General features: G+C 70.0%; 19 protein-coding genes and 2 pseudogenes. 9 read left to right on the forward strand and 12 right to left on the reverse strand.

Translation table 11 applies throughout. The features are described from left to right. Positions 1-169: 169 nt before the first annotated feature. The 7 genes and pseudogenes from CBM2594_RS12405 to CBM2594_RS12435 form a co-directional block, all read left to right on the forward strand. Positions 170-2,533 carry an AsmA family protein gene (locus CBM2594_RS12405; protein ID WP_116357080.1) on the forward strand — a complete coding sequence of 788 codons (2,364 nt, stop codon included), beginning with the start codon at positions 170-172 and terminating at the stop codon, positions 2,531-2,533. A 329-nt stretch (positions 2,534-2,862) separates the two neighbouring features. Beyond that, a complete protein-coding gene (locus CBM2594_RS12410; RefSeq protein WP_116357081.1) occupies positions 2,863-4,068 on the forward strand; it encodes an MFS transporter in 1,206 nt (401 codons plus the stop codon). A 138-nt stretch (positions 4,069-4,206) separates the two neighbouring features. Then, entirely contained in the window at positions 4,207-4,845 is a 639-nt protein-coding gene (gene pdxH / locus CBM2594_RS12415) for a pyridoxamine 5'-phosphate oxidase (RefSeq protein ID WP_116357082.1), read from the forward strand. Positions 4,846-5,086: 241 nt separating this feature from the next. Beyond that, on the forward strand, positions 5,087-6,328 hold the full coding sequence (locus CBM2594_RS12420; protein ID WP_116357083.1) for an SAM-dependent methyltransferase: 1,242 nt from the start codon (positions 5,087-5,089) through the stop codon (positions 6,326-6,328). Positions 6,329-6,343: 15 nt separating this feature from the next. Then, positions 6,344-7,423 carry a DUF72 domain-containing protein gene (locus tag CBM2594_RS12425; RefSeq protein ID WP_116357084.1) on the forward strand — a complete coding sequence of 360 codons (1,080 nt, stop codon included), beginning with the start codon at positions 6,344-6,346 and terminating at the stop codon, positions 7,421-7,423. Between the two features lie 170 nt (positions 7,424-7,593). Next, positions 7,594-9,744 (forward strand): acetate--CoA ligase family protein, encoded by a 2,151-nt coding sequence (locus CBM2594_RS12430; RefSeq protein ID WP_116357085.1) that lies wholly within the window; start codon positions 7,594-7,596, stop codon positions 9,742-9,744. 71 nt (positions 9,745-9,815) lie between these two features. Beyond that, positions 9,816-10,217, forward strand: a pseudogene (locus CBM2594_RS12435) (acyl-CoA dehydrogenase family protein); the annotation flags it as partial. 47 nt (positions 10,218-10,264) lie between these two features. Here CBM2594_RS12435 and CBM2594_RS12440 read toward each other — a convergent pair. From CBM2594_RS12440 to CBM2594_RS12465, 6 genes are read right to left on the reverse strand one after another with little or no spacing between them, the layout of a single operon-like run. Next, positions 10,265-11,275, reverse strand: a complete 1,011-nt coding sequence (locus tag CBM2594_RS12440; protein ID WP_116357086.1) for a tripartite tricarboxylate transporter substrate binding protein — start codon at positions 11,273-11,275, stop codon at positions 10,265-10,267. Positions 11,276-11,328: 53 nt separating this feature from the next. Beyond that, complete coding sequence (locus CBM2594_RS12445) at positions 11,329-13,134, reverse strand: acyclic terpene utilization AtuA family protein (RefSeq protein WP_116357087.1); 1,806 nt, start codon at positions 13,132-13,134, stop codon at positions 11,329-11,331. Beyond that, positions 13,131-15,134 (reverse strand): acetyl/propionyl/methylcrotonyl-CoA carboxylase subunit alpha, encoded by a 2,004-nt coding sequence (locus CBM2594_RS12450; protein WP_116357088.1) that lies wholly within the window; start codon positions 15,132-15,134, stop codon positions 13,131-13,133. Before CBM2594_RS12450 ends, CBM2594_RS12445 begins: the two co-directional genes overlap by 4 nt. Before the next feature lie 41 nt (positions 15,135-15,175). After that, the gene (locus CBM2594_RS12455) at positions 15,176-16,021 is read right to left on the reverse strand and encodes an enoyl-CoA hydratase/isomerase family protein (RefSeq protein WP_116357089.1); all 846 of its coding nucleotides are present in this window, start codon (positions 16,019-16,021) and stop codon (positions 15,176-15,178) included. A gap of 34 nt (positions 16,022-16,055) precedes the next feature. Then, positions 16,056-17,216, reverse strand: coding sequence for an acyl-CoA dehydrogenase family protein (locus CBM2594_RS12460; RefSeq protein WP_116357090.1), 1,161 nt, complete (start codon positions 17,214-17,216; stop codon positions 16,056-16,058). A gap of 53 nt (positions 17,217-17,269) precedes the next feature. Further along, positions 17,270-18,889: an acyl-CoA carboxylase subunit beta gene (locus tag CBM2594_RS12465; RefSeq protein WP_116357091.1), complete on the reverse strand. Its 1,620-nt coding sequence runs from the start codon at positions 18,887-18,889 to the stop codon at positions 17,270-17,272. A 159-nt stretch (positions 18,890-19,048) separates the two neighbouring features. Between CBM2594_RS12465 and CBM2594_RS12470 the strand changes: the two genes are divergently transcribed. Then, a complete protein-coding gene (locus CBM2594_RS12470) occupies positions 19,049-19,795 on the forward strand; it encodes an IclR family transcriptional regulator (RefSeq protein WP_116357092.1) in 747 nt (248 codons plus the stop codon). Between the two features lie 35 nt (positions 19,796-19,830). Here CBM2594_RS12470 and msrA read toward each other — a convergent pair whose 3' ends face one another. The 6 genes and pseudogenes from msrA to CBM2594_RS12500 form a co-directional block, all read right to left on the reverse strand. Continuing rightward, entirely contained in the window at positions 19,831-20,373 is a 543-nt protein-coding gene (gene msrA, locus CBM2594_RS12475; protein ID WP_116357093.1) for a peptide-methionine (S)-S-oxide reductase MsrA, read from the reverse strand. Between the two features lie 78 nt (positions 20,374-20,451). Then, a complete protein-coding gene (locus CBM2594_RS12480; protein ID WP_232346607.1) occupies positions 20,452-21,927 on the reverse strand; it encodes a class I adenylate-forming enzyme family protein in 1,476 nt (491 codons plus the stop codon). A 76-nt stretch (positions 21,928-22,003) separates the two neighbouring features. Further along, positions 22,004-22,450, reverse strand: a pseudogene (locus CBM2594_RS12485) (AMP-binding protein); the annotation flags it as partial. Then, on the reverse strand, positions 22,447-23,700 hold the full coding sequence (locus CBM2594_RS12490; protein WP_116357095.1) for an acyl-CoA dehydrogenase family protein: 1,254 nt from the start codon (positions 23,698-23,700) through the stop codon (positions 22,447-22,449). The pseudogene CBM2594_RS12485 and the gene CBM2594_RS12490, both read right to left, overlap by 4 nt. A gap of 95 nt (positions 23,701-23,795) precedes the next feature. Continuing rightward, positions 23,796-24,614 carry an alpha/beta fold hydrolase gene (locus tag CBM2594_RS12495; RefSeq protein WP_116357096.1) on the reverse strand — a complete coding sequence of 273 codons (819 nt, stop codon included), beginning with the start codon at positions 24,612-24,614 and terminating at the stop codon, positions 23,796-23,798. Continuing rightward, entirely contained in the window at positions 24,611-25,681 is a 1,071-nt protein-coding gene (locus CBM2594_RS12500) for a peptidase M29 (RefSeq protein ID WP_116357097.1), read from the reverse strand. Before CBM2594_RS12500 ends, CBM2594_RS12495 begins: the two co-directional genes overlap by 4 nt. 155 nt (positions 25,682-25,836) lie before the next feature. On the opposite strand from CBM2594_RS12500, the gene CBM2594_RS12505 reads away from it, so the two are divergent. Further along, a complete protein-coding gene (locus CBM2594_RS12505; RefSeq protein WP_116357098.1) occupies positions 25,837-26,397 on the forward strand; it encodes a flavin reductase family protein in 561 nt (186 codons plus the stop codon). Positions 26,398-26,413 lie beyond the last annotated feature (16 nt).

Raw genomic sequence — 26,413 nt, forward strand, 5'->3', positions numbered from 1 at the left:
CCGGGCACGGCAACGCCAGGGCAAAAAACCGGCGTTTTCCGGCGGCGATGTCAGCCAGTCCCCGACAAGGACGGGAAGCGCGCAACTATACAATAGACCTGCAGTGGTCCGTTCGCCGCGCCGCGCGGGATCGACCGGCCCGCCCCCGCCAGCCAGGAGAACCCACCTCATGCCCGTGCGCCGCAAGGTCGTTCTGTGGAGTGTCCTGACACCGGTCGCGCTGATCGCGCTGCTGGTGATCGTGATCCTGACCTTCGACTGGAACCGGATCAAGCCCTGGCTCAACGACCGCGTTTCCGAAGCCATCGGCCGCCCCTTCGCCATCAATGGCGACCTGACCGTGACCTGGCGCCGCGGCGAAGGCGAGACCGGCTGGCGCACGCTGGTGCCGTGGCCGCGGCTGTCGGCGCGCGACATCACCGTCGGCAACCCGGACTGGGCCGCGCAACCCAATATGGCGACCGTGCGCGAACTGATCTTCGTGCTGCGTCCGCTGCCGCTGCTGGCCAACGAGATCGCGGTGCCGACCATCGTCATCGACAGCCCGGCGGTATGGCTGGAACGCCTGGCCGACAGCCGCAACAACTGGACCTTCGACACCGGCCCCAGGGAGGGCACCTCCAAGTGGCGCCTGGATGTCGGCGAGGTGGTGCTGGCGCGCGGCAACCTGGCGCTGGCCGACCAGCTCAAGAAGATCTCGCTGCAGGCGGAACTCGACACCATCGGCAACGCGCCGCTGTATGACAAGGCGCGCGACGGCGCGCTGATCGAGCCGCAGGCCTCGGCGGTGCCGCCCGGTCCGCCGGGCAGCGCGGCGCAGGCAGCCTCGGCGCCGCGTGCGGGCGGCCCGGCCTCCGCGGCGCCCGCCAACGGCACCGACGGCCGCTATGGCGTGCGCTGGAAAGCGACCGGCCGCTACAACGAGGCCACCATCAACGCCAGCGGCAAGGCCGGCACGGTGCTGAGCCTGCGCAATACCGACGTGCCCTTCCCGATCCAGGCCGACGTGCGCGTGGGCACGACGCGCGCGCAGATCGAGGGCACGGTCACCAACCCCGCACACCTGGCCGCGGTGGACGTGCACCTGACCCTGGCCGGCGAAAGCATGGCCAGGCTCTACGCGCTGACCGGCGTGGTGCTGCCGTCGACGCCGCCTTATCAAACGCGCGGCCGGCTGATGGCGACGCTGCGCAAGGAAGGCTCGATCTACGAGTACCAGAAGTTCACCGGCCGCGTCGGCGGCAGCGACCTGTCCGGCACGCTCACCTTCACCAAGCGCGACCCGCGCCCGCTGCTGGCCGGCAACCTGGTGTCGAACCAGCTGCGCTTTGCCGACCTGGCCCCGCTGATCGGCGCCGACGCCAAGCCCGGCCGCCCGGCCAAGGACAGCCCGGTGGCCCAGCCGGCGGACAAGGCGCTGCCGGTGGCGCCGTTCCGCACCGAGCGCTGGGACGAGATCGACGCCGACGTGCACTTCACCGGCAAGCGCATCATCCGCGATGCCGACCTGCCGATCACCGACCTGGTCACGCACCTGAAGCTGCAGGACGGCGTGCTGCTGCTCGACCCGCTCAACTTCGGCGTCGCGGGCGGCAACCTGGTGTCGACCGTGCGCCTCGACGGCAAGCGCGAGCCGATGGGCGCGATGGTCGACCTGAAGGCGCGGCGCATGAAGCTCAAGCAGCTATTCCCCACTTTCGACCTGATGCGCGCCAGCATCGGCGAGCTCAACGGCAGCGCCAAGCTGTCGGCCACCGGCAATTCGGTGGCGGCGCTGCTGGGCTCGTCCAACGGCGAGGCGCGGCTGCTGGTCGAGAACGGCACGGTCAGCAAGTTCCTGCTCGAGGCCATCGGCCTGAATGTCGGCAGCCTGGTGGTGTCGAAGCTGTTCGGCGACAAGCCGGTCCAGATCAACTGCGGCGTCAGCGACTTCGCCCTGACCGACGGCGTGGCGCGCGCGCGCACCTTCGTGCTCGACACCCAGGACGCGGTGATCGAGACCACCGGCGGCATCGACCTGCGCAGCGAGCGGCTGGCGCTGACCATCCACCCGGACTCCAAGGGCCTGCGCATCTTCTCGCTGCGCTCGCCGCTGTATGTGGGCGGCACCATGAAAGACCCGCGGGTCAGCCCCGATATCGGCGTGCTGGCGCTGCGCGCCGGCGGCGCGCTGTCGCTGGCGCTGCTGGCGCCGGTGGCGACTGCCGTGCTGCCGCTGCTCGACCTGTCCCCGGGGGGCGACGACACCCAGTGCGCCAGGCTGCTGGCCGAACTGCGCAAGCGCCCCACCGCGCCGCCGCCCGGCAAGACCTACAAGGACCCGAAGGCAGCGGCGGCGCCCGCCGGCGCCAACGGCACGACCGCCACCGGCCGGCCCGCCCAGCCGGCGGCCTCGGCCCGCCCCGGCGCGCCCGCCGCCGGCAGCCGGAACGAGCCGTCGCGGCCCGCCGCGCAGCGCCCGCCGCCGCGCCAGAACAACGAGCGCGCGCCGCAGCGCCCGAGCAACGACCGGTCGTTCTACCAGGGCGGATGAATTCCCCGCCAATCCGGCGTAGCGCGAAGGCGCCGTGCTCCCTCGCGGATTAAACAAAATCGCAACACTTCGCGCCGCTGCGGCAAGTTGACGCACGTTGGCGTTGTGCCGCGCCGCGCTCAGGCGCATAATTAAACGGCCATTTACAAGAAGCTTAAGCATGGCAAGCATTGGCTGCGACGCGGGCTCGCCCGTGTGGCATCCTTGGAAGGCGCGGCTGCGGCCGCCCTTTGTTTTGCTGCCTGTTTTCGGCCCCTTTTCCTGATTCACCGTTCCGGTACGGCTCCCCGCCGGCACCGGTCGCGGTCCACAACGCTCCGCCCCGCCCCATGACGCTGACGCATGCCGCCGTCCCGCCGATCACCTGGCTGATCGCACTGACGGTGTGCAACCACGTGGCCTTCAATGCCAGCCGCGTGGTGGTGTCGCTATTCGCGATTTCCCTCAAGGCCTCCACCGTCACGCTGGGCGTGCTGATGTCGCTGTACGCGGTGCTGCCGATGCTGCTGGCGATCCGCGCCGGCAAGCGCATCGACCAGATCGGCCCGCGCAAGCCGATGATGGCGGGCTCGCTGATGGTGGTGGCGGGCACGCTGCTGCCGGCGCTGTGGCATGAACTGGGCGCGCTGTACCTGTCGTGCGCGCTGATCGGGGTCGGCTTCATGCTGGTCCAGGTGGCGATGCAGCTGCTGATCGGTCAGGTCTCGACCGATGCCACCCGGCTGCGCAATTACACCTGGCATGCGCTGGGGCTGTCGGTATCCGGCACGCTCGGGCCGGTGGCAATGGGCTACGTGATCGAGCACGCGGGCTTCCGCCCCGCCTTCGCGGTACTGGTGGCGGTGGCGCTTGCCGGCCAGGCCGGCCTGCAATGGGTGCGCCCGCGGCTGCCGGCGCAAGGCGGCAACGCCGGGCGCATCGCCATCGAGGACGGCACCCGCCGCTCCACGCTGGACCTGCTGCAGCATCCCGAACTGCGCGCGGTCTTTATCGCCAGCGCGGTGCTGTCGGCGGCGTGGGACCTGCACGCCTTCCTGATCCCGATCCAGGGCTCGCGCATCGGGCTGTCGCCGTCGTCGATCGGCTGGGTGCTGGGGGCTTTCGCCATCGCCACCTTTGCCATCCGCGTGGCGATGCCGGCGGTGTCGCGCCGGCTCTCGGAATGGAAGATCATCCGCGCCGCGCTGCTGGTCGGGGCGCTGGCCTACCTGGCCTATCCCTTCGTCGCGCAGTTCTGGCTGATGTGCGCACTGGCCTTCGTGCTGGGCCTGGCGCTGGGCAGCGCGCAGCCCAATGTCATGAACATCCTGCACACCGCGTCGCCGCACGGCCGCGCGGGCGAGGCGCTGGGCCTGCGCTCGGCGGTGCTGAACACCAGCCAGGTGGTCTGGCCGCTCACCTTCGGCGTGGTCGGCACGGCGCTGGGGATGCTGCCGATCTTCCTGTCGATGGCGGGCGCGATGGGCGCGGCCGGCTACTATTCGCGGCGCCAGGGACGCAAGGCGCTGGCGCCGCCGGTAACGCCGCCGGCGTAACCGGGCGCGGGCGAGTGACGCCCCCGGTACCGCTTGTCGCCGCGCAAATGCGGCCCGCGACGCATTCGCTATACTCGAATCAGCCGGACCCGCGGCCCCCTCACCGCGCTTCCGGACCGATTCCCTGATGATTGCGACATGACCCAACTTGCCGACCTGCGCCGCACCTACGTGCTGGGCGCGCTGTCCGAATCCGACGTGGCCCCCGACCCGATGCACCAGTTCAAGCGCTGGTTCGACGAAGCGGTCACGGCCAAGCTGCCCGAACCCAATGCCATGACCCTGGCCACGGTCGACGCCGACGGCCAGCCCTCGGCGCGCATCGTGCTGCTCAAGGGCATCGACGACCGCGGCTTCACCTTCTTCACCAACTACGAAAGCCGCAAGGGCCTGGACCTGGCGGCCAACCCGCGCGCCGCGCTGCTGTTCCACTGGGTCCAGCTGGAACGCCAGGTGCGCGTCGAAGGGCGCGTCGAGAAAGTCTCCGACGACGAAAGCGACGCCTATTTCGCCACGCGTCCGCTGGGCTCGCGGGTGGGCGCCTGGGCTTCGGCGCAAAGCCGGGAGGTCCCCGGTCGCGACGTGCTGGAGCAGCGCGAGCAGGAATACCGCAGCAAGTTCGGCGAAAACCCGCCGCGCCCACCGTACTGGGGCGGCTACCGCCTGGTGCCGACCGCACTGGAATTCTGGCAGGGCCGGCCGTCGCGGCTGCACGACCGCATCGCCTACCGGGTCCAGCCGGGCACGGGCTGGCAGATCGTGCGGCTGTCGCCCTGAGCCGGCCGGCGGACGCCGCGCGCGTCCGCGCCGAGACCTCGGCACCGCTACCGGGACGGCGTCAGGGTCTTCCGGCGGTGCGCTGCACGCGCTGCGGAATTGGATTAAAGTGAGACAGGCGTCGCTTGGCTACTCTTTTCTTGCAGCGCTCGCGACGGATCGGACAAGGTTTGCGCGCAGTTCCCACCTTGCCTGATGCGTCGGCCGAAGCGTGTGCCGCAACCATCGGGAGGTAAAGCGCATGTTTTTCAAGCAAACCCTGGAAAAGCAACTCGACAACTGGATCGCCGACCTGCGAGAGAACGCCAATCTCCCGGTCAGCCTGCGGCTGTGGAATGGCGCCGAATACCCGCTAGGGCAATTCGACAAGCCAGCGGTGACGCTGACCGTGCGCGAGGCCGCGGCGCTGCCGCTGCTGCTGACCCCCAGCCTGGACAACCTGGGCGAGGCCTACGTCCAGGGCAAGATCGATTTCGAGGGCCGGCTGGCGGACATCATCAAGGTCGGCTACGGCTTCTCGGCCGCGGCCACGCGCCGCGCCGGCGGCGCGCTGTACAAGGTGGCGCAGCATTTCTCGCATACCAAGCAGGAAGACAAGGAGTCGATCCAGTACCACTACGACGTCTCCAACGACTTCTACCAGCTCTGGCTCGACCCCAACATGGTCTATTCCTGTGCCTACTTCGAGCACGGCGACGAAGACCTGGCCACCGCGCAGATCAAGAAGATCGACCACATCCTGACCAAGATCCGGCTGCAGCCGGGCCAGACCCTGCTCGACATCGGCTGCGGCTGGGGCGCGCTGGTGCTGCGCGCGGCGCAGAAGTTCGGCGCGCGCTGCGTGGGCATCACGCTGTCGCAGAACCAGTTCGACCTGGCCACCGAGCGCGTGCGGGCCGCGGGCCTGTCCGACCGCATCGAGATCCGGCTGCAGGACTACCGCGACACCGCCGGCACCTTCGACCGCATCACCAGCGTCGGCATGTTCGAGCACGTGGGCAAGGACAACCTGCCCGGCTACTTCGGCCGCATCCGCGAGCTGCTCGCCGACGACGGCTTTGCCATGAACCACGGCATCACCTCGCCCGACCCCGACAACGGCGCGACGCCGATGGACGGCGCCGAGTTCATGGACCGCTACGTGTTCCCGCAGGGCGAACTGCCGCATATCGGGCTGGTGCTGCGCACGCTGCAGCAGGGCGGGCTGGAAGCCTTCGACGTGGAGCTGCTGCGCCGCCACTACGCGCGCACGCTGCACCACTGGGCCGACAACTTCGAGGCGCGCGGCGATACCATCCGCAGCATGGTGGGCGAGAAGAAATACCGCATCTGGCGCGTGTACCTGGCCGGCTGCGCGCACGCCTTCGAGACCGAGAAGATGTCGATCTACCAGGTGGTGTGCCACAAGTCCGGGCTGCAGGCCGACTCGCTGCCGTGGTCGCGCCGCTATATCTATGACCGGCCCATTGGCGGCAACGACTGAAGGCAACCCCGGCGCTTGACTGAAGACCTCTTTGGCGGGCTGCCCCTGCCCGCTCCAGCAGCCCCTCCCGGGCGGTCCGCGGCTCCTGCCGCCGTGGCCGCCCAACCCGATTCCCCTGCCAGACCGGCACGCGGCAAGAGCGTGCAGCCGTTCCCGGCTGCGCCGGCGCTGCAGGCGCTGGCCGCGCGGCTGCCGCCGCAGCTGTATTTCGGCACCTCGTCATGGGCGTATCCCGGCTGGAACGGGCTGGTCTATGACGGCGAGTACGGCGACAGCCTGCTCTCGCGCAAGGGCCTGGCCGCCTATTCGCGCCACCCGCTGCTGCGCGCCGCCGGCATCGACCGCGGCTTCTACGGCCCGATCCCGCTCGCCGACTACCTGTCCTACGCGGCGCAGGTGCCGGAGGGCTTCCGCTTCCTGGTCAAGGCGCCGGCCAGCGTCTGCGACGCCTGGCTGCGCGGCCCGGACGGCGCCGGCCGGCTCGCCAACGCCGCCTTCCTGGATGCGGAGATCGCGGCGCGCGACTTCATCGTGCCTGCCACCAGCGGGCTGGGACACAAGTGCGGGCCGTTGCTGTTCCAGCTGTCGCCGATGGGTGCGCTGGCCGACAGCGCGGTTTTCCTGGAGCGGCTCGACGCCTTCCTGGGCGCGCTGCCGGCGCTGGATCCGGCGCTCACGCCGCACGCCGCCTATGCGGTCGAACTGCGCGACCCGGCCCTGCTGACGCCGCGCTACATCCGGCTGCTGCGCCGCCACGGCGTGCGCTTCTGCCTGTCCGCGCGCGACCGCCTGCCGCCGGTGCCGCGCCAGGCGGCGGCGCAGGCGCTGATGGATGAAGCCGGCGCAGGCCCGCTGGTGCTGCGCTGGATGCTGCATGCGGGCCGCCCCTACGCCTACGCGGAGAAGCGCTATGCGCCGTTCGACCGCATCGTCGACGACGATCCCGATACCCGCCATGCGATTGCCGACGTGGTCGCGCGCACGCTGCGCGCGGGGCAGCCCGCCATCGTCATCGTCAGCAACAACGCCGAAGGCTGCGCCCCGCTGAGCTGCGTGCGGCTGGCCGAAGCCATCATTGCGAAGCTGGCGCGGTGAATGGCTGGCGACCGGTCCACAGTGGCCGATAGGAAACTCCCGCCGGCAACGGCCATCACTGCCTGAACACTTGTGCATAATGTGCACAGCCGGCGGCCATGTGCTTGTCGCCACCCACGCGATCGGATTGAATCGGGGCACCTTCCGACCAAGGAAGGATGGAGACGACGATGCCCCTTTCCACTATGGCGCGCACACCGGGCCGCGCCGCCCTGCCGCAGCTGCTTGATCCTGCCTCGATAGCCGTGATCGGCGCCTCGCGCGATACCAGCCGCATCGGCGGCGTGGCGTTGGACCACCTGCAGCGCCTTGGATACCAGGGCCAGGTGTATCCGGTCAATCCGCGCTATGGCGAGATCGCCGGCCTGGCGTGCTATCCCGATATCGAATCCGTGCCGCAGGTGCCTGACGTGGCGGTGCTGGCGCTTGGCGCGGACGAGGTGCTGCCGCAGTTGCAGCGCTGCCATGCCCGCGGCATCCGTGCCGCCATCGTCTACGCCTCAGGCTTTGCCGAGGTCGGCGCAGCGGGTGCCGGGCGCCAGGCCGCACTTGCGGGCTTCGCCCGCGAGAGCGGCATGGCGATCGCCGGACCCAACTGCATGGGGCTGGCCAACCTGACCACGCGCGCCATCACCGCATTTGCCACTACCTTCCGCGCGTTCCCGCCGCAGGACGGCCCGGGTGCCGTGAGCCTGCTGACCCAGAGCGGCAACGTCTGCGCCATCGTCTACGCCACCGGAAGGCAGATGGACGTGGGCTTCCACCAGTTCATCAATACCGGCAACGAAGCCTGCCTGGACTATGCGGATTACCTCGACTACCTCGCGGACGATGCGCAAACCGCGGCCGTGGTCGGTTACGTGGAGGGCCTGCGCAACGGCAGTGGCTTCATCGAAGCCGCGGCGCGCCTGCGCGCGGCAGACAAGCCGCTGATCCTGCTGAAGGCCGGCGAGAGCGAGGCCGGTTCGGCGGCTACGCAATCCCATACCGCCGTGCTGGCCGGCAACCAGGCCATCTACCGCGCCGCCTTCGCCCAGGTCGGCGCGATGCAGGCGAGTGATCCGACCCACCTGACCGACCTGGCATACCTGGCCGGCTTCCGCCAGCGCAGCGCGGGGCGCCGGGTCGTGGTGGCTTCCGTGTCGGGCGCGATGGGTGCGCTGTCGGCTGACCTGCTCAGCGCGGCCGGACTCGACGTGCCGCGCCTGCCCGAGGCGGTCCAGCAGCGCTTGCTGGCGGGCGTGCCGGAGCTCGGCGCGGTGGCGAATCCCGTCGACCTGACCGGCCAGCTGTTCAACCGCAGCGGCCTGGCCCACGCCGCGCTCGACAACCTTGCCGCCACCGACGGCATCGACGTCATCTTCCTCTACGCCACCGCCTACCTGCTCGATCGCGTGGCCGACGAGCTGATCGAGGTGGCGGGCAAGACCGACCGCCTGATCGTGGTCGCCACCACGGGCGAGCCGGCCAGCCGCGCACGGCTGGCCGAAGCCGGTGTGGCGCTGTTCCCGGATTGCGCACGCGCAGCCCGGGCCCTGGGCACGTACGTGGGCTGGCTCGGCACGGCGGCGCCGACCGCGCACTGGATGGCGCTGCGCGCGCGGGCCGGCGGCGACGCGGCCGCCAGCGCGCCTTCCGCCGCCATGGACGAGCACCAGGCCAAGCAGTGGCTGGCGGGCTTCGGCGTGCCGGTCGGCGCGGAGGCGGCCGCGGCCACGCCCGACGACGCCGCACGCGCCGCCGAAGCCATCGGCTTCCCGGTCGCAGTGAAAGTGCTGAGCCCAGACATCGTGCACAAGACCGAGGTCGGCGGCGTCCGGCTGGGACTGGCCAACGCGCAGCAGGTGCGCGAGGCGGCGGCCGAGGTTGCTGCCGCCGCCGCGCAAGCCCTGCCGCAGGCACGACAGCGCGGCGTGCTGGTGCAGCAAATGGCGAGCGGCGTGTGCGAGCTGATCGTCGGCGTGACGCGCGATCCGGTCTTCGGCCCTACCATGACGGTAGGCATGGGTGGGATCTTCACCGAGATCTTCCATGACGTCACGCACCGGCTGCTGCCGGTGGACCGCGCCATGGCGCGCGACATGCTGGCCAGCCTGCGCGGCTACCGGCTGATGACCGGCTTCCGCGGCAAGCCCGCCGCCGACATCGATGCGGCGGCCGACGCGATCGCCGCTCTCTCCGACGCCGCCATGTCGCTGGGCGACAGCCTCGCCGAAATGGAAGTGAATCCCCTGCTGGTGCGCGCAGCCGGACGCGGCGCCGTCGCCCTCGATGCGCTGGTCCTGATGCAGCCTCCGAACCCCGAGGGAGGTGCGAAATGACGCGGGATATCACCAAACCCGATACCGTGGACGGCCGGCGCCGCGACACGCTCACGCTGCTGGCAATCGGCGCCGCGGCCGCCTGCGGCTATGCGCAGGTCTGCTTCAATGACGCGCTGGCGTGGGCGCGCGAACGGCGCACCTTCGGCAAGCGGCAGGCGGACCACCAGGTGGTCCGCCACCAGCTGGTGGACATGGCCGCGCGCATCGAATCCACGCGCGCCCTGCTGGACGACCTGGCCGCGCGCCTGGACGACGGCGCCGCGCCGGTGGCGCAGATCGCGATGGCCAAGAACATGGCCACGCGCACCTTCCAGTTCTGCGCGGACCGCGCGGTGCAGTTGCTGGGCGGGATGGGCTATATGCGCGGCAGCCGGGTGGAGCGCCTGTATCGCGAGGTCAAGGTGATGATGATAGGCGGCGGCGCCGAGGAGATCATGAAGAACCTGGCGGCGAAGCAACTGAGCCTGTAGCAGGGCGCGGACAGTGTCACAAGGCGCCGTCCGCAGCCGCCTTCCCCTTACTCCAGCCGCACTCCGCTCTTCTTCACCACTTCACCCCATCGCACCGCTTCGGCCTTGATGAAAGCCTGGAACTGCTCCGGCTTGCCGCCGACCGGATCAATCCCATAGTCGATCAGCCTTGACCGTACGTCAGGCTGCTGCAGGACCGCTTCCATTTCCCGGGCCAGCCTTGCCTGCACCGCCGGCGGCGTCATCGCCGGTGCGATCAGGCCGATCCAGCTGCCTGCCGTGACGCCCGGATAACCGGCTTCGGCCATGGTCGGCACCTCCGGCGCGGCCGGCCAGCGCGTCGGGCTGGATATCGCCAGCGCGCGCACCTTGCCCGCCTTCACCTGGGGCATCATGGTCTGCACCGAATCGAAGATGATGGCGACCTGCCCCGAAAACAAATCAGGCAGCGCCGGCGAAATGCCCTTGTAAGGCACGTGCGTCATCTTCATGCCGACCGACTGCGCGAACAGCTCGCCCGCCAGGTGCGCGCCGGAACCGTTGCCGCTGGAGGCAAAGGTCATCTTCGCGGGATTGGCCTTGCCCCAGCCTACCAGCTCTTTCACCGTGGTCGGCGGTAGCTGCGCGCTGGAGACCAGCAGCAGCGGAATCCGCCCGATCATGCTGATGCCGGTGAGGTCCTTGAGCGGGTCATAGCTCATCTTCGGATACAGGCTGGGATTGATGGCGTGCCCGGCTACCACCACCAGCAGCGAATAGCCGTCCGGCGCGGACCTGGCGACGTTCTCCGAGCCGATCATGCCGTTGGCGCCGGGGCGGTTCTCCACCACCACCGGCTGGCCGATTCGTTCCGCCAGTTTCTGCATCACCAGCCGCGTCACGGCATCCGACACACCGCCGGGCGTGTACGGCACGACCACGCGGATCGGGCGGCTGGGGTAGGCGTCGCCCTGCGCCATGGCGGGCAACGGGCCTGCAAGGCTGCCTGCGGCCAGTCCTGCGAACAGGCCCAGGCATAGCTGGCGCCGGATGCGCTTGTCGGGTTTGGGTCGGGTCATGTCTCCTCCTGGTTGCGCGCGCCAGTGCCGGCGCGCAAGTTCTCTGGCCGGGTCTATGCCCAGCTGCGGGGTACGGAAAGCGGAAAGTCCAGTAGCATCTGCGCGTAGCTCTTGCCCAGCGGATCCGAGCGCAGGCTCGCCACGCCGCCACCGCCCAACGCGCCGTGCATCAGGAAGTTCAGCGCGTGCAGGCCAGGCACGTCGAAGCGCTCGACCTCGCCCTGTACCAGGTGGGCAAAGTACGCGCCCACGGCTTGCGGGGTGAGCTGCTCGCGCAGCAGTGCCAGGTACTCAGGCTTGCGGGCGATCACGCCGATGTTCTCGTCATCGCCCTTGTCGCCGCTGCGCGCATAGGCAAGCGTGACCAGCGGCCGCTCGACGCGCGGCTCGCGGGGAAGCGCGGGCGATGCCGGCGCCTGGATCGCGACCGGCGGCTCCTGCGCCGCGCTCACTGCGGCGTCGGGCAGCAGGATCTCGCCAGCCTCGAACTCCACGCGCATCGGAACCTCCGACTTGGGCACCAGGAACGAGAACACCTTCACCACGGGCTGGATGTCGACCCGACCCGCGAAGGAAGAGCGCGTGCCCGCCGCCATGGACGTCCCCGCGGAAGAGCATTCGCGCTGAAGGAAGCTCAGCCCCCTGGCGAGCGGATGGCGCGCGCCGATGCGCAGCACCACTTCCCGCGTCGGCAACGCGCGCGCATGCGGTCCATACTGCGATTCGCAGCCGAGCAGCTCGACCACGGTCTCGGTGTAGTCCGGCATCTGGCGTTCGGCCAGCATGGCACGGGTGCGCGCCAGCAGCGCCTCGGCGGTGCGGCGCGCCTTGGCGGGGGCATCGATGCCGCGGATCGCCATCATCAGGCTGATCTGGTAGCCGTCCTGCCAGGTGGCATTGCCCTTGTAGTGCGTGCCGGGTGCCCGGCCACGCGCGCCATGCACGCGTACGCGCCCGGCCTCGACCAATTCGGTGCGCACCATGCGGAAGTCGCAGGTCACGTCCGGCATCAGGTAGTTGGCGGGATCGCCGACCTCGTACAGCACCTGTTCCGCGACCGCGGCCGGGTCGATCAGTCCCCCAGTCCCCTCTGGCTTGCTCAGCACGAAGCTGCCGTCGTGCGCGCAGTCGATCACGGGATAGCCCATGCGCTCCCAGCCAGGCACGCGCTGCCAGTCGGTAAACAGCCCCCCCGTGGCCTGGGCACCGCACTCGATCACGTGGCCGGCCAGCGTGCCGGCGGCCAGGCGATCCCAGTCGGTCCAGCTCCAGCCGAACTCGTGGGCCAGCGCGCCCACCACGACGGCGCTGTCGACGCAGCGCCCGGCGATGACGATGTCCGCGCCCAGCGCCAGCGCGCGGGCAATGCCTTGCGCGCCGGTGTAGGCGTTGGCCGACCAGGGCTCGGTGGTTGGCACCGGATTGCCGGCGAGGTCAGTCAGCCCCCCGGCGCACCACTGCGCGAAGCGCGGCTGCACGTCGTCGCCGCTGACCACGGCGATGCGCGGCGACAGACCCTGCTTCTGCGCCACCTTGAGCAGTGCGTCGCGGCAGGCGTGCGGATTGAGGCCGCCGGCATTGGCAACGACACGGATGCCCCGCCGCAGGATTTCACTGAGGTTCGGCCCCATCGCCGCGTGCACGAAGTCGGTGGCGTAGCCCTGCGCTGGATCCCTGGCGCGGGCGCGTGCCAGGATCGACATGGTGGTCTCAGCCAGGTAGTCATAGACCAGGTATTGCAGGCCGGGCACTGCCAGCAGTTGCGGCGTGGCGATGGCGGAATCGCCCCAGAAGCCGGAAGCGCCACCGATGCGCACAGTCTTGCCGGCGCGCGCTTCTTCTTGCACGGATTCGCTCATGCTTCCTCCTTTGCGGCCACATCGGCCTCCACCCTCGCCAGCAACGACCCGGCACTGGCCTGCCCGCCGGCGCGCGCCGGCAGTTCCGCCACCACGCCGGCGAACGGCGCCACGATGGCGTGCTCCATCTTCATGGCTTCCAGCACCACCAGCGCCTGGCCCGCTTGCACGTGGTCGCCCTCGGCCACATTGACCGCGACGATGCGGGCCGTCAGCGGCGCCTGCAGCATGCCGTCGGCGTCGCCCGCATCGCGGCGGCGGCGCGGATCGTGTAGCGGGAAGTGCCAAGCGCGGCCGGACTGGAACAGGTGCAGGGCGTGCTTTTCGGCGGCGAACACCAGCGGATAGGCCACGCCGTCGCATTCGACCAGGGCGGTGCCGCTGGCGGCATCGGCGCGCAGCACGCGCAGCCTGCATTCCACCGGCGGGTGGTCTTCACCGCGCTGGCTCAGGCTGACGCGCCAGCCGTCGGCGCACACGCGCAGGAACGCTTCCCAGTCCTTGCCGGCCGCATTCAGCACCACGCTGGAGGCCGCACGCGCAAGCGTGGCCGGCTTGCCGTTGCCGCCCAGCAGCCCCGACGCGGCCAGCGCGGCGCTTGCCGTCACATGCACCGGAGGCACCGGGGCCTGCAGCGCCGCCTGCATATGGGTGTCGACAAAGCCCGTATGCACGTCATTGCCGGCAAACGCCGGGTGCGCCAGGCACGCGGCCAGGAACCCCTGGTTGGTCGGCACGCCCAGCAGCGTGCAGTCCTGCACCGCGCGCAGCAGCTTGCGTCGCGCCTCTTCGCGGTCGGCGCCATGCGCGACCAGCTTGGCGACCATCGAGTCATAGTGGGTGGGGATGGCACCGCCCTCTTCCAGCGCATGGTCCACACGCACGTCGCGGCCGGCGGCAGGCGGGCGCCAGCGCAGCAGCGGCCCGCCCTGCGGCAGGAAGCCGGCCGGCACGTCCTCGGCGGTGAGACGCACTTCGATGGCATGGCCGTTGAGCCGGACCTGGTCCTGCGTGACCGGCAGCGGCTCGCCTGCCGCCACGCGCAGTTGCCATTCGACCAGGTCGAAGCCGGTGATGGCCTCGGTCACGGCATGTTCAACCTGCAGCCGGGTGTTCATCTCCATGAAGTAGAAATTGCCCTCGGCATCGAGCAGGAACTCCATGGTGCCGGCGCCGACGTAGCCGATGGCCTTGGCCGCGCGCACGGCGGCCTCGCCCATGCGCGCGCGCAGCACCGGGCCGACCGCGGGCGATGGCGCTTCCTCGATGACTTTCTGGTGGCGGCGCTGCACGGAGCAGTCGCGCTCGCCGAGATGGATGACATTGCCGTGGGTATCGGCAAAGACCTGGATCTCGACGTGGCGCGGCGCGATCACGGCGCGCTCGAGGATCAGCTCGTCGGAACCGAAGGCAGCCGCCGCCTCGGAGCGTGCGCTCGACAGCGCCGCGGGAAGCGCCGCCGCGTCGCGCACCAGCCGCATGCCGCGCCCGCCGCCGCCCGCCGCAGCCTTGACCATCAGGGGGAAGCCGATGGACCCGGCCTCGGCCAGCAGGGTAGCGTCATCCTGCGCGGCCCCCTGATAGCCGGGCACGCACGGCATGTCGGCGGCCAGCATCAGCCGCTTGGCTTCGGCCTTGTTGCCCATGGCGCGGATCGCCGTGGCGGGCGGGCCGACGAAGACCAGGCCGGCGGCGCTGACCGCCTCGGCAAAGGCGGCGTTCTCGGCCAGAAAGCCATAGCCCGGGTGGACCGCATCGGCACCGCTCGCGCGGGCCGCTTCGATGATGGCGGCAAGGTTCAGGTACGACTCGCGCGGCGCGGCCGCGCCGATGCACACGGCGCGGTCGGCGCAGGCAAGGTGCGGGCTGTGGCGGTCGGCTTCGGAATACACGGCGACTGTGGCCAGTCCGAGGCGGCGGGCGGTGCGCATGATACGCACCGCGATCTCGCCGCGATTGGCGACGAGCAGCGTATGGAAGGATCGGCGGGTAGCAGACATGGGAAATCCTGTGAATCTCTTGGAAGATGCGACCGGCGCGGTCAGCGGGTCGATTGCGCGGTGCGCACCGTGTCGGCATCGAAGCGAACGGTCCAGGCGGCATCGCGCTTGTCGCGGAATGCCGCCACGCCTTCGGCGCCCTCGCGCCGCATGCATTGCGCAAACTGGCGCGAGGCCTGGTCCAGCAGCGGGCCCAGCGGCTCGTGGCCGCAGCGGCCGACCAGCGTCTTGAACACGCGGTTGGCATTGGGGCCGCAACGGCCGATGCGCGTCAGCCACTCGGCAATCAGGGCGTCCAGCTCCGCGCTGTCGGCCGCGAGCTGGTCGACCAGGCCGATGGCTGCCGCTGCCTCGCCGCTGACGCGCTCGCCGGTCAGGCCCAGGCGGCGTGTGGCGGCAGCGCCCAGCCTTTGCACGACAAAGGGGGCGATCTGCGCGGCGACGATGCCCAGCGTGGTCTCCGACAACGCAAAGCGCGCATCGCGCGTGGCCAGCACGATGTCGGCCGCGCAGGCCAGGCCCATGCCGCCGCCCATGGCCGCGCCCTCAACCGCGGCGATCACCGGCACCGGCAGCACGCTCAGGCGCTCCATGAAGTAGCCGAACTGACGGTTGCGCGTGGCGACCGGGTCTTCCTGGCTGGCGTCGGCATCGAGCCGGGACTGGAAGCTGCCCACGTTGCCGCCTGCGCTGAAGCTGCCGCCGGCGCCGCGCAGCACCAGGGCGCGGACTTCCGGGTCGGCTTCGGCCCGCGCCACGGCGGCGGCCAGCGCGGCCACCACTTCGGGCGCCAGCGCATTGCGGGTGGCAGGAATGTTGAGGGTGGCGAACAGTACGCCGCAGGCGCGGCGCACGATCACGGCATCGTTGCATGAGCTGTCAGGCATGGCGATCCTGGCTGGTGGTTGGTTCAGGATCGCGTCAGCCGCGCGACATCAGGCCCATCTGCTTGGCAATGACCTGGAGCATGACCTCGTCCGCCCCGCCGCCGATCGAGCCCAGCCGGAAATCGCGATAGGCGCGCGACGCGTGGTTGTCCCAGGTATAGCCCATGCCGCCCTGGAACTGCATGCACCAGTCGGCCACCTCGCGCGACAGCCGCCCGGCCTTGAGCTTGGCCATCGACGCCAGTTCAATGACATCGCCCCCATCGACATAGGCCTGCGTGGCCATGTAGACCAGCGCGCGCAGCGCCTCCATCTCGGTCTTGAGCTCGGCCAGCTTGAACTGGATGAACTGGTTGTCGAGCAGCGGCTTGCCGAAGGCGACGCGCTGGCGCAGGTAGTCGGCGGTCTCCTCGATCAGCGCGTTGCAGGCCAGCCGGCGCGCGGCGCCGTTCAGCCGCTCTTCCTGGAACTGCTTCATCTGGTAGATGAAGCCCATGCCCTCTTCGCCGATGCGGTTGCGCACCGGCACGCGCACTTCGTCGAAGAAGATCTGCGCGGTGTCGGAGCACCACATGCCGAACTTCCTGATCTTCTGCACTTCCACGCCGCGCACGCGCTTGCCGTCTTCCCTGAGAGGCACCACCATCAGCGACTTGTTCTTGTGGACCGGACCGTCGGAGGTATTGCACAGCAGGCAGATCCAGTCGGCCTGGGTGCCGTTGGTGATCCACATCTTGGCGCCGGAGATGACATAGTCGTCGCCATCACGTACCGCACGGGTCTTGAGCGAGGCCACGTCGGAACCGGCGCCGGCTTCGGACACGCCGATGGAGCACACCATGTCGCCGGCAATGGCAGGGGCCAGGTAGTTGCGCTTGAGCTCGTCCGAGCCAAACGCGGTCAGCGCCGGCGTCGCCATGTCGGTCTGCACCCCAACGCCCATGCCCACGCCCTGTGCGCGGGCATAGCCCAGCGCCTCGGCGGCGGCAACGGCGTAGGAGAAGTCGAGCCCCATGCCGCCGTATTCGATCGGCTTGGTGATGCCGAGGAAGCCGAGGTCGCCCATCTTCTTGAACAGCGCATGCGCCGGGAATATCTCGGCGGCTTCCCACTCGTCGACGAAGGGATCGATCTCCGCCGAGACGAATCGGCGGATGCTATCCATGATGTTGCGGTGGTCTTCCGTGTAAAGCATGGTGGTCTCCTGGTGTCTTGTTCGTTTAGGACGTGTCGGGACGGCGCCGGCGCTTAGAAGCGCCCGACGCCAAACTGGATCGCGTGCGGCTTGCGCAGGCTGGCCTCGCGCGCGGTGGCCAGCACGAAGGCCAGCACGGCGCGCGTGTCGCGCGGATCAATCACGCCGTCGTCCAGCAGCAGCCCGCTGGTGACGAAGGCGCTGGCCTGGCGCTCGAAGTTGGCAACGATATCGGCGGTCTGGCTGGCCAGTTGCGCTTCATCGACCGGCACGCCCTTGCGCGCGGCCTGCTGGCGCGCCACGATCTCAAGCGTCATGGCGGCCTGCTCGCCGCCCATCACGGCGGTGCGCGCGTTCGGCCACGAGAAGCAGAAGCGCGGCCGGAAGCCCCGCCCGCACATGCCGAAGTTTCCCGCCCCGAACGAGGCCCCGCAGTACAGCGTGACCTGCGGCACCGTCGAGTTCGACAGCGCCTGGATCATCTTGGCGCCATGCTTGATCATGCCGGCCTCTTCCGAGGCGCGGCCGACGATAAAGCCGGTGGTGTTCTGCAGGAACACGATCGGTGTGTCCGACTGGTTGCATAGCTGGATGAACTGCGCGGCCTTGGTGGCACCGGCCGGGTCAATGGGACCGTTGTTGGTGATGAAGCCGACCGTATTGCCTTCGATGCGTGCATGGCCGCACACCGTGCCCGGGCCATAGTCGGGCTTGAACGGCAGCCAGGCGGAGTCGTCGACGATGCGCGCGATCACCTCGCGCATGTCCACCGGGCGCTTCATGTCGAGCGTCATCACCCCATCCAGCTCCGACGGGTCGAGCCGCGGCGGGCGCACGGGCTGCGCGGGCCCTGCCGCGACGGTCGGCCAGTCCAGGCTGGCGACAATGTCGCGCGCGGTGGCAAGCGCGTGCTCGTCGTCCTCGGCCAGGTATTCGGCCAGGCCGCTGATCGTCGCATGCAGGTCGGCGCCGCCCAGTTCCTCATCCGTGGCGATCTCGCCAGTGGCGGCCTTCAGCAGCGGAGGCCCCGCCAGGAAGGCGCGCGCGCGTTTGCGCACCATCACCACGTAGTCGGACAGCCCCGGCATGTAGGCGCCGCCCGCCGTGGACGAGCCATGCACGACCGTGATCACCGGCAGCCCGGCCGCGGACAGGCGAGCCAGGTTGTAGAACAGCGCGCCGCCGCGCACGAACTTGTCAACGCGGTACTTGCGCAGGTTGGCGCCGGCCGATTCCACGAGATGGATAAATGGCAGCCGGTTTTCCAGCGCGATTTCCTGGCAGCGCATCAGCTTCATGTTGCCGGCCTCGGTCATGGCACCGGCGTCGATGCCGGAATCCGTGGCCAGCACCATGCAGCGCACGCCGCAGACGAAACCGATGCCGGCCACCAGCGAACCGCCGGGGATGGAGGTCGCGGGGTCGGGGTCGTCCATGCCGAAGCCGGCCAGCGTGGCAATCGGCAGGAACGGCGCGCCTGGATCCAGCAGGCGGCCGATGCGCTCGCGCGGCAGCAATGCCCCGCGTTTGGCAAAGGTGGGCCGGGCGCGCTCCGAGGCGGCCACGGCACGCTGTTCGAGCCCATGGAGGCGGTCGATCAGGGCCTGCATGCCGGCGCGCTGGCTGGCGAAGACGTCGGAAGATGAGTCGATGCGTGAATCGATGGGAATCATAGCGCTTGCGTGAGGTTCCGTGATGCATGGATTGCAAACCACCACGCCGCCCGGGACAACCGCAATCGCTCAGTCTGTGCATAATGTGCACAAGCCAGAAACCCAGGACGCGGGGCGCGGCATCCGCCACCCCCAAAGCGTTCCCCGACGCACCTTTCCATGCTAACCAAGACCCCCTCGCCCGGCGGCGTGCAGAGCCTGTCCCGTGCCTTCACCCTGCTCCAGCTGCTTGCCGGGCATCACGAGGCGGGACTGACCCTGCCGGAACTCGCCGCGCTAGCCCAGATCGACCGTACCACCGTGCACCGGATGGCGCGCTTCCTGGAATCCGCTGGGTATATCGAGCGCGAGTCTGCGGGCAAGCGCTATCACCTGGGCACTGCCGCCATGGCGCTGGGCCTGCGTGCGATGAACCGGCCGCCGCCCAACAGCGCGCTGGTGAGCAAGATGAAGGCGCTGGCCCGGCTTACGGGCGACGCGGTGTTCCTGACCGTGCGCATCGGCGACCACGGGCACTGCCTGCATACCGAGGAAGGCAGCCACCGCATCAAGACCTTCCACTTGCTGACCGGCACCTCCCGCCTGCTAGGCCAGGGCACCGCCAGCATGGCCTTGCTGGCGACGATGGACAACGAGGCGGTGCGTGCGCATTACGAGCGGCACCGCGCCGAGTACGCGGCCGGCGGCCTGAGCCTGCTCAGGCTGTTGCGCGGCGTAGAGCGCGCCCGGAAGCTGGGCTATGCGCTTGCCGGCGCGGAGGGGGTGGCAGGCGTAGGCTATGCACTGCCCCTGGAAATGGGCGCCGAGGCGGCCATCAGCATCATGTCGACTGCCTCGCGGATGCCCGCGGCGCGGCGGCATGAAATGGGGGCGATTGTCGGCGCGATGTTCGCGCAGGGAAATTAGGCTCGACTTTTGGCACCGGCCCAGACGCCCGGCCCCTATTTCCTCAACTTCCCTCCAAACTGCTTTCGGAATTTGGCCAGTTTCGGCGAGATCACAAAGGCACAGTACCCTTGGCTCGGATGATCCTGATAGTAGTTCTGGTGACTGGCCTCCGCGCGCCAGTACGGCTGCTCCGGTTCGACCTGCGTGACGATCGGCGCATCGAACGCCCTGGCGGCGGCCAGCTCGCGCATCACGTATTCGGCCGTCGCGCGCTGCGCCTCCGAATGCGTGAAGATGGCCGAGCGGTATTGCGGCCCCACGTCGTTGCCCTGCCGGTCCGGCGTGGTCGGGTCGTGGATGGCGAAGAAGATCTCGAGGATCTCGCGGTAGCTGATCACCGACGGATCGAAGCTGACGCGCACCACCTCGACGTGGCCGGTATCGCCCTCGCAGACCTGCTGGTAGGTCGGGTGGTCGACATGGCCGCCGGTGTAGCCGGACTCGACCGCGACCACCCCCTCGACCTGCTGGTAGACCGCTTCCAGGCACCAGAAGCACCCGCCGCCCAGCGTGGCGGTTTCCAATCCATGTTCCATTTGCGCCGCTCCCTTGCGTAGTTGCCTGTCTTGCCAAGGCCTCAAGCATAAGCGCAGACCGGCGCGCTTGCAGCGGCTTCAGCCGGGCGGGCGCCGGGCCTCCAGCAGCGCGCGCAATTGCGGCTTGAGCACCTTGCCCAGCGCGCTGCGCGGCAGCTCGTCCATCAGCACCACCTCGCGCGGCAGCTTGAAGCGGGCGATGCGCGCGGCCAGCAGTTCGCGCAGCGGTTCGGCCGCGAGCGCGCCACGCGGCGCGCCCGGCCCCGGCACGATCACCGCCACCGGCACTTCGCCCCAGCGCGCATCGGCCACGCCCACCACCGCGCATTCCTGCACGCCGGGCAGGCCGAGCAGCACGTTCTCGATCTCGGCGGGATAGATGTTCTCGCCGCCGGAAATGATCATGTCCTTGCTGCGGCCGACCACCTCGATGCAGCCGTCGGCATCGCGGTGCGCCAGGTCGCCGGAGCGGAACCAGCCGCCCGGCAGCCCGTCGTCGGGCTGGTTCCAGTAGCCCGCCATCACGTTGGCGCCACGCACCCACAGCTCGCCGACCGTGCCCGGCGGCACCTCGGCGCCGTCGGGGCCGGCCAGGCGCACTTCGGCCTCGGGCTGCGGCCAGCCGGCGTAGCCGGGGCGCGCCATGGCCTGTTCCAGCTTCAGCACCACCGACACCGGCCCGGTCTCGGTGGCGCCATAGACCTGTCCCAGCGGCACGCCACGGGCGTGGAACGCGTCGATATACGAGCGCGGGATGGTCGATGATCCCGCCATCACGCCGCGCAGCGCCGCCAGGTCGGCATCGGCCCAGCCCGGATGCTCCAGCACCGCACGCAGCGTCGCCGGCACCATCAGCGACAGGCTCGGCTGCGCGCGCGCCACCGCATCCAGCCATGCCTGCGGCGCAAAGCGGTCGTGCAGCGTGACCTGGGCGCCGGCCAGCAGCGCCGGCAGCGTCTGGATGCACAGCCCGCCGACATGGAACAGCGGCAGCACCGACAGCACGTGGTCGTCCGCGCTCATGCCGTGCGCCCACCAGCTGGCGCGCGCATTGGCCAGCAGGCCGGCCTGGGTATGCACCGCGCCCTTGGGCTTGCCGGTGGTGCCGGAGGTATAGGCGAGCAGCAGCGGCGCATGGTCCGGCACGGGGGCATGGACCACGCCGTACGGCGCCGGCTGGTCGATCAGCCGGTCGAGCTGCGCCAGCTGGCCTTCGCCACCGGCCTCGCGCGCCAGCGCTGCATGCGCGGCGTCATGGAACAGCACGGCCAGTTGCGCGTTGGCCGCGATCGCGCGCAGCTCGACCGGCGCCAGCCGGTAGTTGAGCGGCACGAAGATTGCCCCGACGCGGGCGCAGGCGAACAGCAGCACCAATTGCAGTTCATGGTTCAGGCACAGCGTGCCCACGCGGTCGCCGGCGCGGATGCCCCAGGTCGCGGCCAGGTGGGCGCTGGCGCGCTCGACGCGCCGCCACAGCTTGCCGTAGGTGAAGCTGCGGCCGAGGTAGTGCAGGGCCGGCCGGCCCGGCGCAGCGTCGGCATGGCGATGCAGCATGGCCGGCAGCGCACNTGCCGGAGGTATAGGCGAGCAGCAGCGGCGCATGGTCCGGCACGGGGGCATGGACCACGCCGTACGGCGCCGGCTGGTCGATCAGCCGGTCGAGCTGCGCCAGCTGGCCTTCGCCACCGGCCTCGCGCGCCAGCGCTGCATGCGCGGCGTCATGGAACAGCACGGCCAGTTGCGCGTTGGCCGCGATCGCGCGCAGCTCGACCGGCGCCAGCCGGTAGTTGAGCGGCACGAAGATTGCCCCGACGCGGGCGCAGGCGAACAGCAGCACCAATTGCAGTTCATGGTTCAGGCACAGCGTGCCCACGCGGTCGCCGGCGCGGATGCCCCAGGTCGCGGCCAGGTGGGCGCTGGCGCGCTCGACGCGCCGCCACAGCTTGCCGTAGGTGAAGCTGCGGCCGAGGTAGTGCAGGGCCGGCCGGCCCGGCGCAGCGTCGGCATGGCGATGCAGCATGGCCGGCAGCGCACCCAGCCCGGCGGCACCGGCCCGGATCGCACGGGACGCGCTCATTCGTCGCGCTCGCCGGATTCGTACAGGGTCTCGCGGCCCATGCGGTCGAGGATCAGCTCGGCGGTCCACGGCAGCATCAGCGCGCCGCAGCGCGAATCGCGGTAGAGCCGCTCCAGCGGCAGGTCCTTGAGCATCGACTGGCCGCCGCAGGTGCGGATCGCCAGCCGGGCGATATCGTTGGCCCCTTCCATCACCGTGTAGTGCGCGGCGTACAGCCGCAGGCGCTCGTCCTTGGACGGATTGGGCTTCGCTTCATGGATCGCGCGCCAGAACAGCGAGCGCATGCTCTCCAGCTGGATGCGCATCTGCGCCACCGCGATCTGCTTGGTGGGATACATGCGGCGCTTGACCGGCGGCTGGCCCGGCACCTCGCCGCGCAGGTACTGCACGGTGAAGTCGTACGCCGCCTGCGCCACGCCCAGGTAGGTCGGCGACAGCGTGAAGAACATCGCCGGCCAGGTCTGCGCGGCGCGGTAGTAGACGCCGCGCGGCATCAGCTGCTCGTGGTCGGGCACGAACACGTCCTTGAGCAGCAGCGTGCGCGATACCGTGCCGCGCATGCCCATCGGGTCCCAGTCGCCGGTCACGCTCAGCCCTTCGGCCTGGCCGGGCACGGCGATGTAGAGCGTGTCGCGCATGTCCGGGTGCTGGTCGCCGCGGTCCTCGGTGCAGAGGATGCCGTAATAGTCGGCCGCGCCCGACAGCGAGGCGAAGATCTTGCGCCCGTTCAGCACCCAGCCGCCGTCGACCTTGCGCGCAGTGGTGCCGAACGGCGCCTTGCCGGCCGCCGCGGCCGAGCCTTCGGAGAACGGCTGCGCGTAGACCGCGCCGTCGCGCACCACGCGCGCGAAGTGCAGCTCGCGGCGGGCCTGGTGTTCGTCGCGCTGTGCCGGCGTCATGTCGATGCCATCGGACAGCACGCCGGTCCACATGGTCGAGCAGATATGCATGTTGTACGTCAGCGCGGTGGCGCCGCAGAAGCGGCCGATCTCGGCGCCGACCATGCAGTAGGTGGCAAAGTCCGCGCCCGCGCCGCCAAACGCCTGCGGCACGCACAACGCCAGCAGGCCGGCCTCGCGCAGGTCGTCGTAGTTGGCGAAGGGGAAGCTGGCCTCGCGGTCCCAGGTGGCGGCGCGCGGCGCGAAGCGCTCGCGCCCGAGGCGGTTGGTCAGCGCCAGCAGGCGCGCCTGTTCCGGGGTGAATGCCGCCGTGCCGACGGCGGGAATGAAATCGAGCTGGCCGGATGGCATGTCGCGGTCTCCTGTTCTTCCTGCTCGCGCCGGGGCTTGAAGGGGGGCGGCGCGGCGGTGGTTCTTGTGTTGGCGTTGCCGGAAAGCGGCGCGCTTCAGTGCACGGAAAAGCGTCGGCGCAGGAAGTCGAGCACGGCCTCGTTGAAGCGCGCCGGGCGCTCCATGCAGGCCAGGTGGCCGACGTCGGGCAGGCAGCGGTACTCCGCGCCCGCAATGCGCTGCGCCATGCGCTGCATCACCTCGGGCGAGGCATTGGTGTCGTGCTGGCCGGCCAGCGCCAGCACCGGCACGGCGATCCGCGCCAGCGCATCGCGCTGGTTGAAATGCACCAGCGCGCCCAGCGCGGCGCGGTAGGTCGGCGCGGGCACCGCGGCCATCACCGCGGTGGCAAAGGCCACCGCCGGCGCTTCCGCATCCGGCGCGACCATCGTGCGCACCAGCCCCGCCGCCATCTCTTCCATGGTCTTGCCGGCATCCAGCGGCGCGGTGCGCGCGGCGATGAACTCGCGTTGCCAGGGGCCGTCGCCCTTGCCGAACGCGGGCGAGGTGCCGGACAGCACCATGCCGTCGACCAGCGCCGGCGTGGCCGCGCACGCCTGCTGCGCGACCATGCCGCCCATGCTGTGGCCGAGCAGCACCACGCGCCGGCCGGCAGCGCGCTCGGCCTGCAGCAGCGGCGCCAGCGCGCCGGCCAGGCCGTCGAAGTCATAGGGGTCGATCATGGCGCTGTCGCCATAGCCGGGCATGTCCCACGCCAGCGCACGGTAGCCCGCCTGCGCCAGCGCTTCGCCCTGCGCCGGCCACGCGGCCTTGCCGCCGCCAATGCCGTGCAGCATCACCACCGCCACCGGGCCGTCGCCCCAGGCCAGCGTGGCGATGCCGTTGGCGTGCCGGTCGAGGGTGGGGGCGCTCATGCCGGCACCTCCGTCAGCTGGCCCGCGTCGACTTCATTGCGGCCGTCGAGAGAGACCGTGCAGTTGCGCAGCGGCAGGTCGAAATGGCCCAGCGTATGGCGCCCGGCCACCTCGTTGGCGCCGGTGGAAAACAGGAAGTTGCCGGCGAACGCGCGCAGCTCGGTGCCGTTGCAGTCGCGCTTGTCGTAGAACGTCATCGCGTCCCAGCGCGCCGTCCGGTTCAGGCCCCAGCCCACATGCGAGACCGCGTAGGCGTCGCGCGTGCCTTCGCGGTCGGCCCAGGCCTGGTAGTAGCCGCGCATCATGTCGGCGTCGACGCCCTGCCCCTCGACGCCGACGATATAGTCGTCCTCGATATGGCAGACCACGGTATCGCGCAGGTAGGTCTTGAAGGTCAGGTTGACGTCGCCCGGCGCCAGCACCAGCGTGCCGTTGACCTGGCGCCCGGCCGGGAACGCCAGGCACAGCCCGCCGGGCCAGTGCGAGACCTGGCCGGGCTTGTTGCAGAAGCCCCAGACGCCGCCCACGCGCGCCTCGGCCAGGCCGATGCGCAGCTCGGTGCCGGCGGCGGAATGCACGCGCATCTCGCGCGCGCCGCGCAGGCGCTTCATCGCCGCGCGCACGGTGGCCTCCAGCGACGGGTCGGGCTGGCAGCGCTCCAGGATCTCGGGGTTTTCGTTGCTGACCATCAGCATGCGCGGCACCACGCCGTCGGCGCCGCGCAGGATCAGCGGCAGCTCAGGGGCATGCAGCAGGCCTTCGACGGTGCAGTCGAGCACCAGCTGGCAGCGGCTCAGCGCGGCGACCACCGGGGCGAGGTTCTGCAGCGCATCGCTGGCGCCGGTCGAACGCACCGGGGCCGGCGCGCTGAGTGCGGGGGTCGGCACCTGGATCCGCACCGGCGTGGCGCCCAGCGACTGCGCGGCCAGTTCGGCCAAGGCCACGTTGACAGGGCGGGATTGCGACTCCGTTACAATTCCGACGACATCCCCGTGCCGCAGGGCACAGAGTTCCAGCGTGCGGCGGAACGCCGCCAGCCAGCGGTGTTCGATCTGCTCGATGAGCATGCGCTTTGTCTCCTGCTTGTTTTATTGGCGGCATGCGCCGCGCTGTTTTTGTCTGCTGGCCGGCACCTGCGGCAGGGCGGCAGGCCACCGGACTTGGTTGAAGTCCCTGGCGCGAATAATATATATGAAATTTCATGAACTCCAGTGGAGCCCCCATGGGCATGCCTGAGGCCCAGCCACGGATCGCCAACGTCGCCGCCGCGCCGGACTTCGATGCGCAGCATTTCCGCCGCACGCTGTCGCAGTTCGCGACCGGCGTGACGGTGATCACCACGCGCGCCAGCGCCGAATCCATCGCCGCCGGCGCGCCGCCGTTCATCGGCATCACAGCCAGTTCGTTCAACTCGGTGTCGCTGGAGCCGCCGCTGGTGCTGTGGAGCATGGCCACGCGCGCCAACAGCCTGCCGATGTTCCGCGACGGCAGCCACTACATCATCAACGTGCTGTCGGCCTCGCAGCTGGACCTGTGCCAGCGCTTCGCCACGCTCAAGGGCGACCGCTTCGCCGGCGTCGACTACCGGCTCTCGGCCACCGGCCTGCCGATCCTGTCGAACGCGCTGGCCTGGTTCGAATGCCACAACCGCAGCCGCTACGACGAGGGCGACCACGTGATCTTTGTCGGCGAAGTCGAGCGCTGCGGCGTGCTCGATGGCAGGGACGGCCCGCTGGTGTTCCAGGGCGGCCAGTTCACCACCACCGCCCCGCTCGATCTGTGAACCGTCGCTGAGCCAT

The organism is Cupriavidus taiwanensis (genome assembly GCF_900249755.1).
GTDB lineage: Bacteria > Pseudomonadota > Gammaproteobacteria > Burkholderiales > Burkholderiaceae > Cupriavidus > Cupriavidus taiwanensis_D.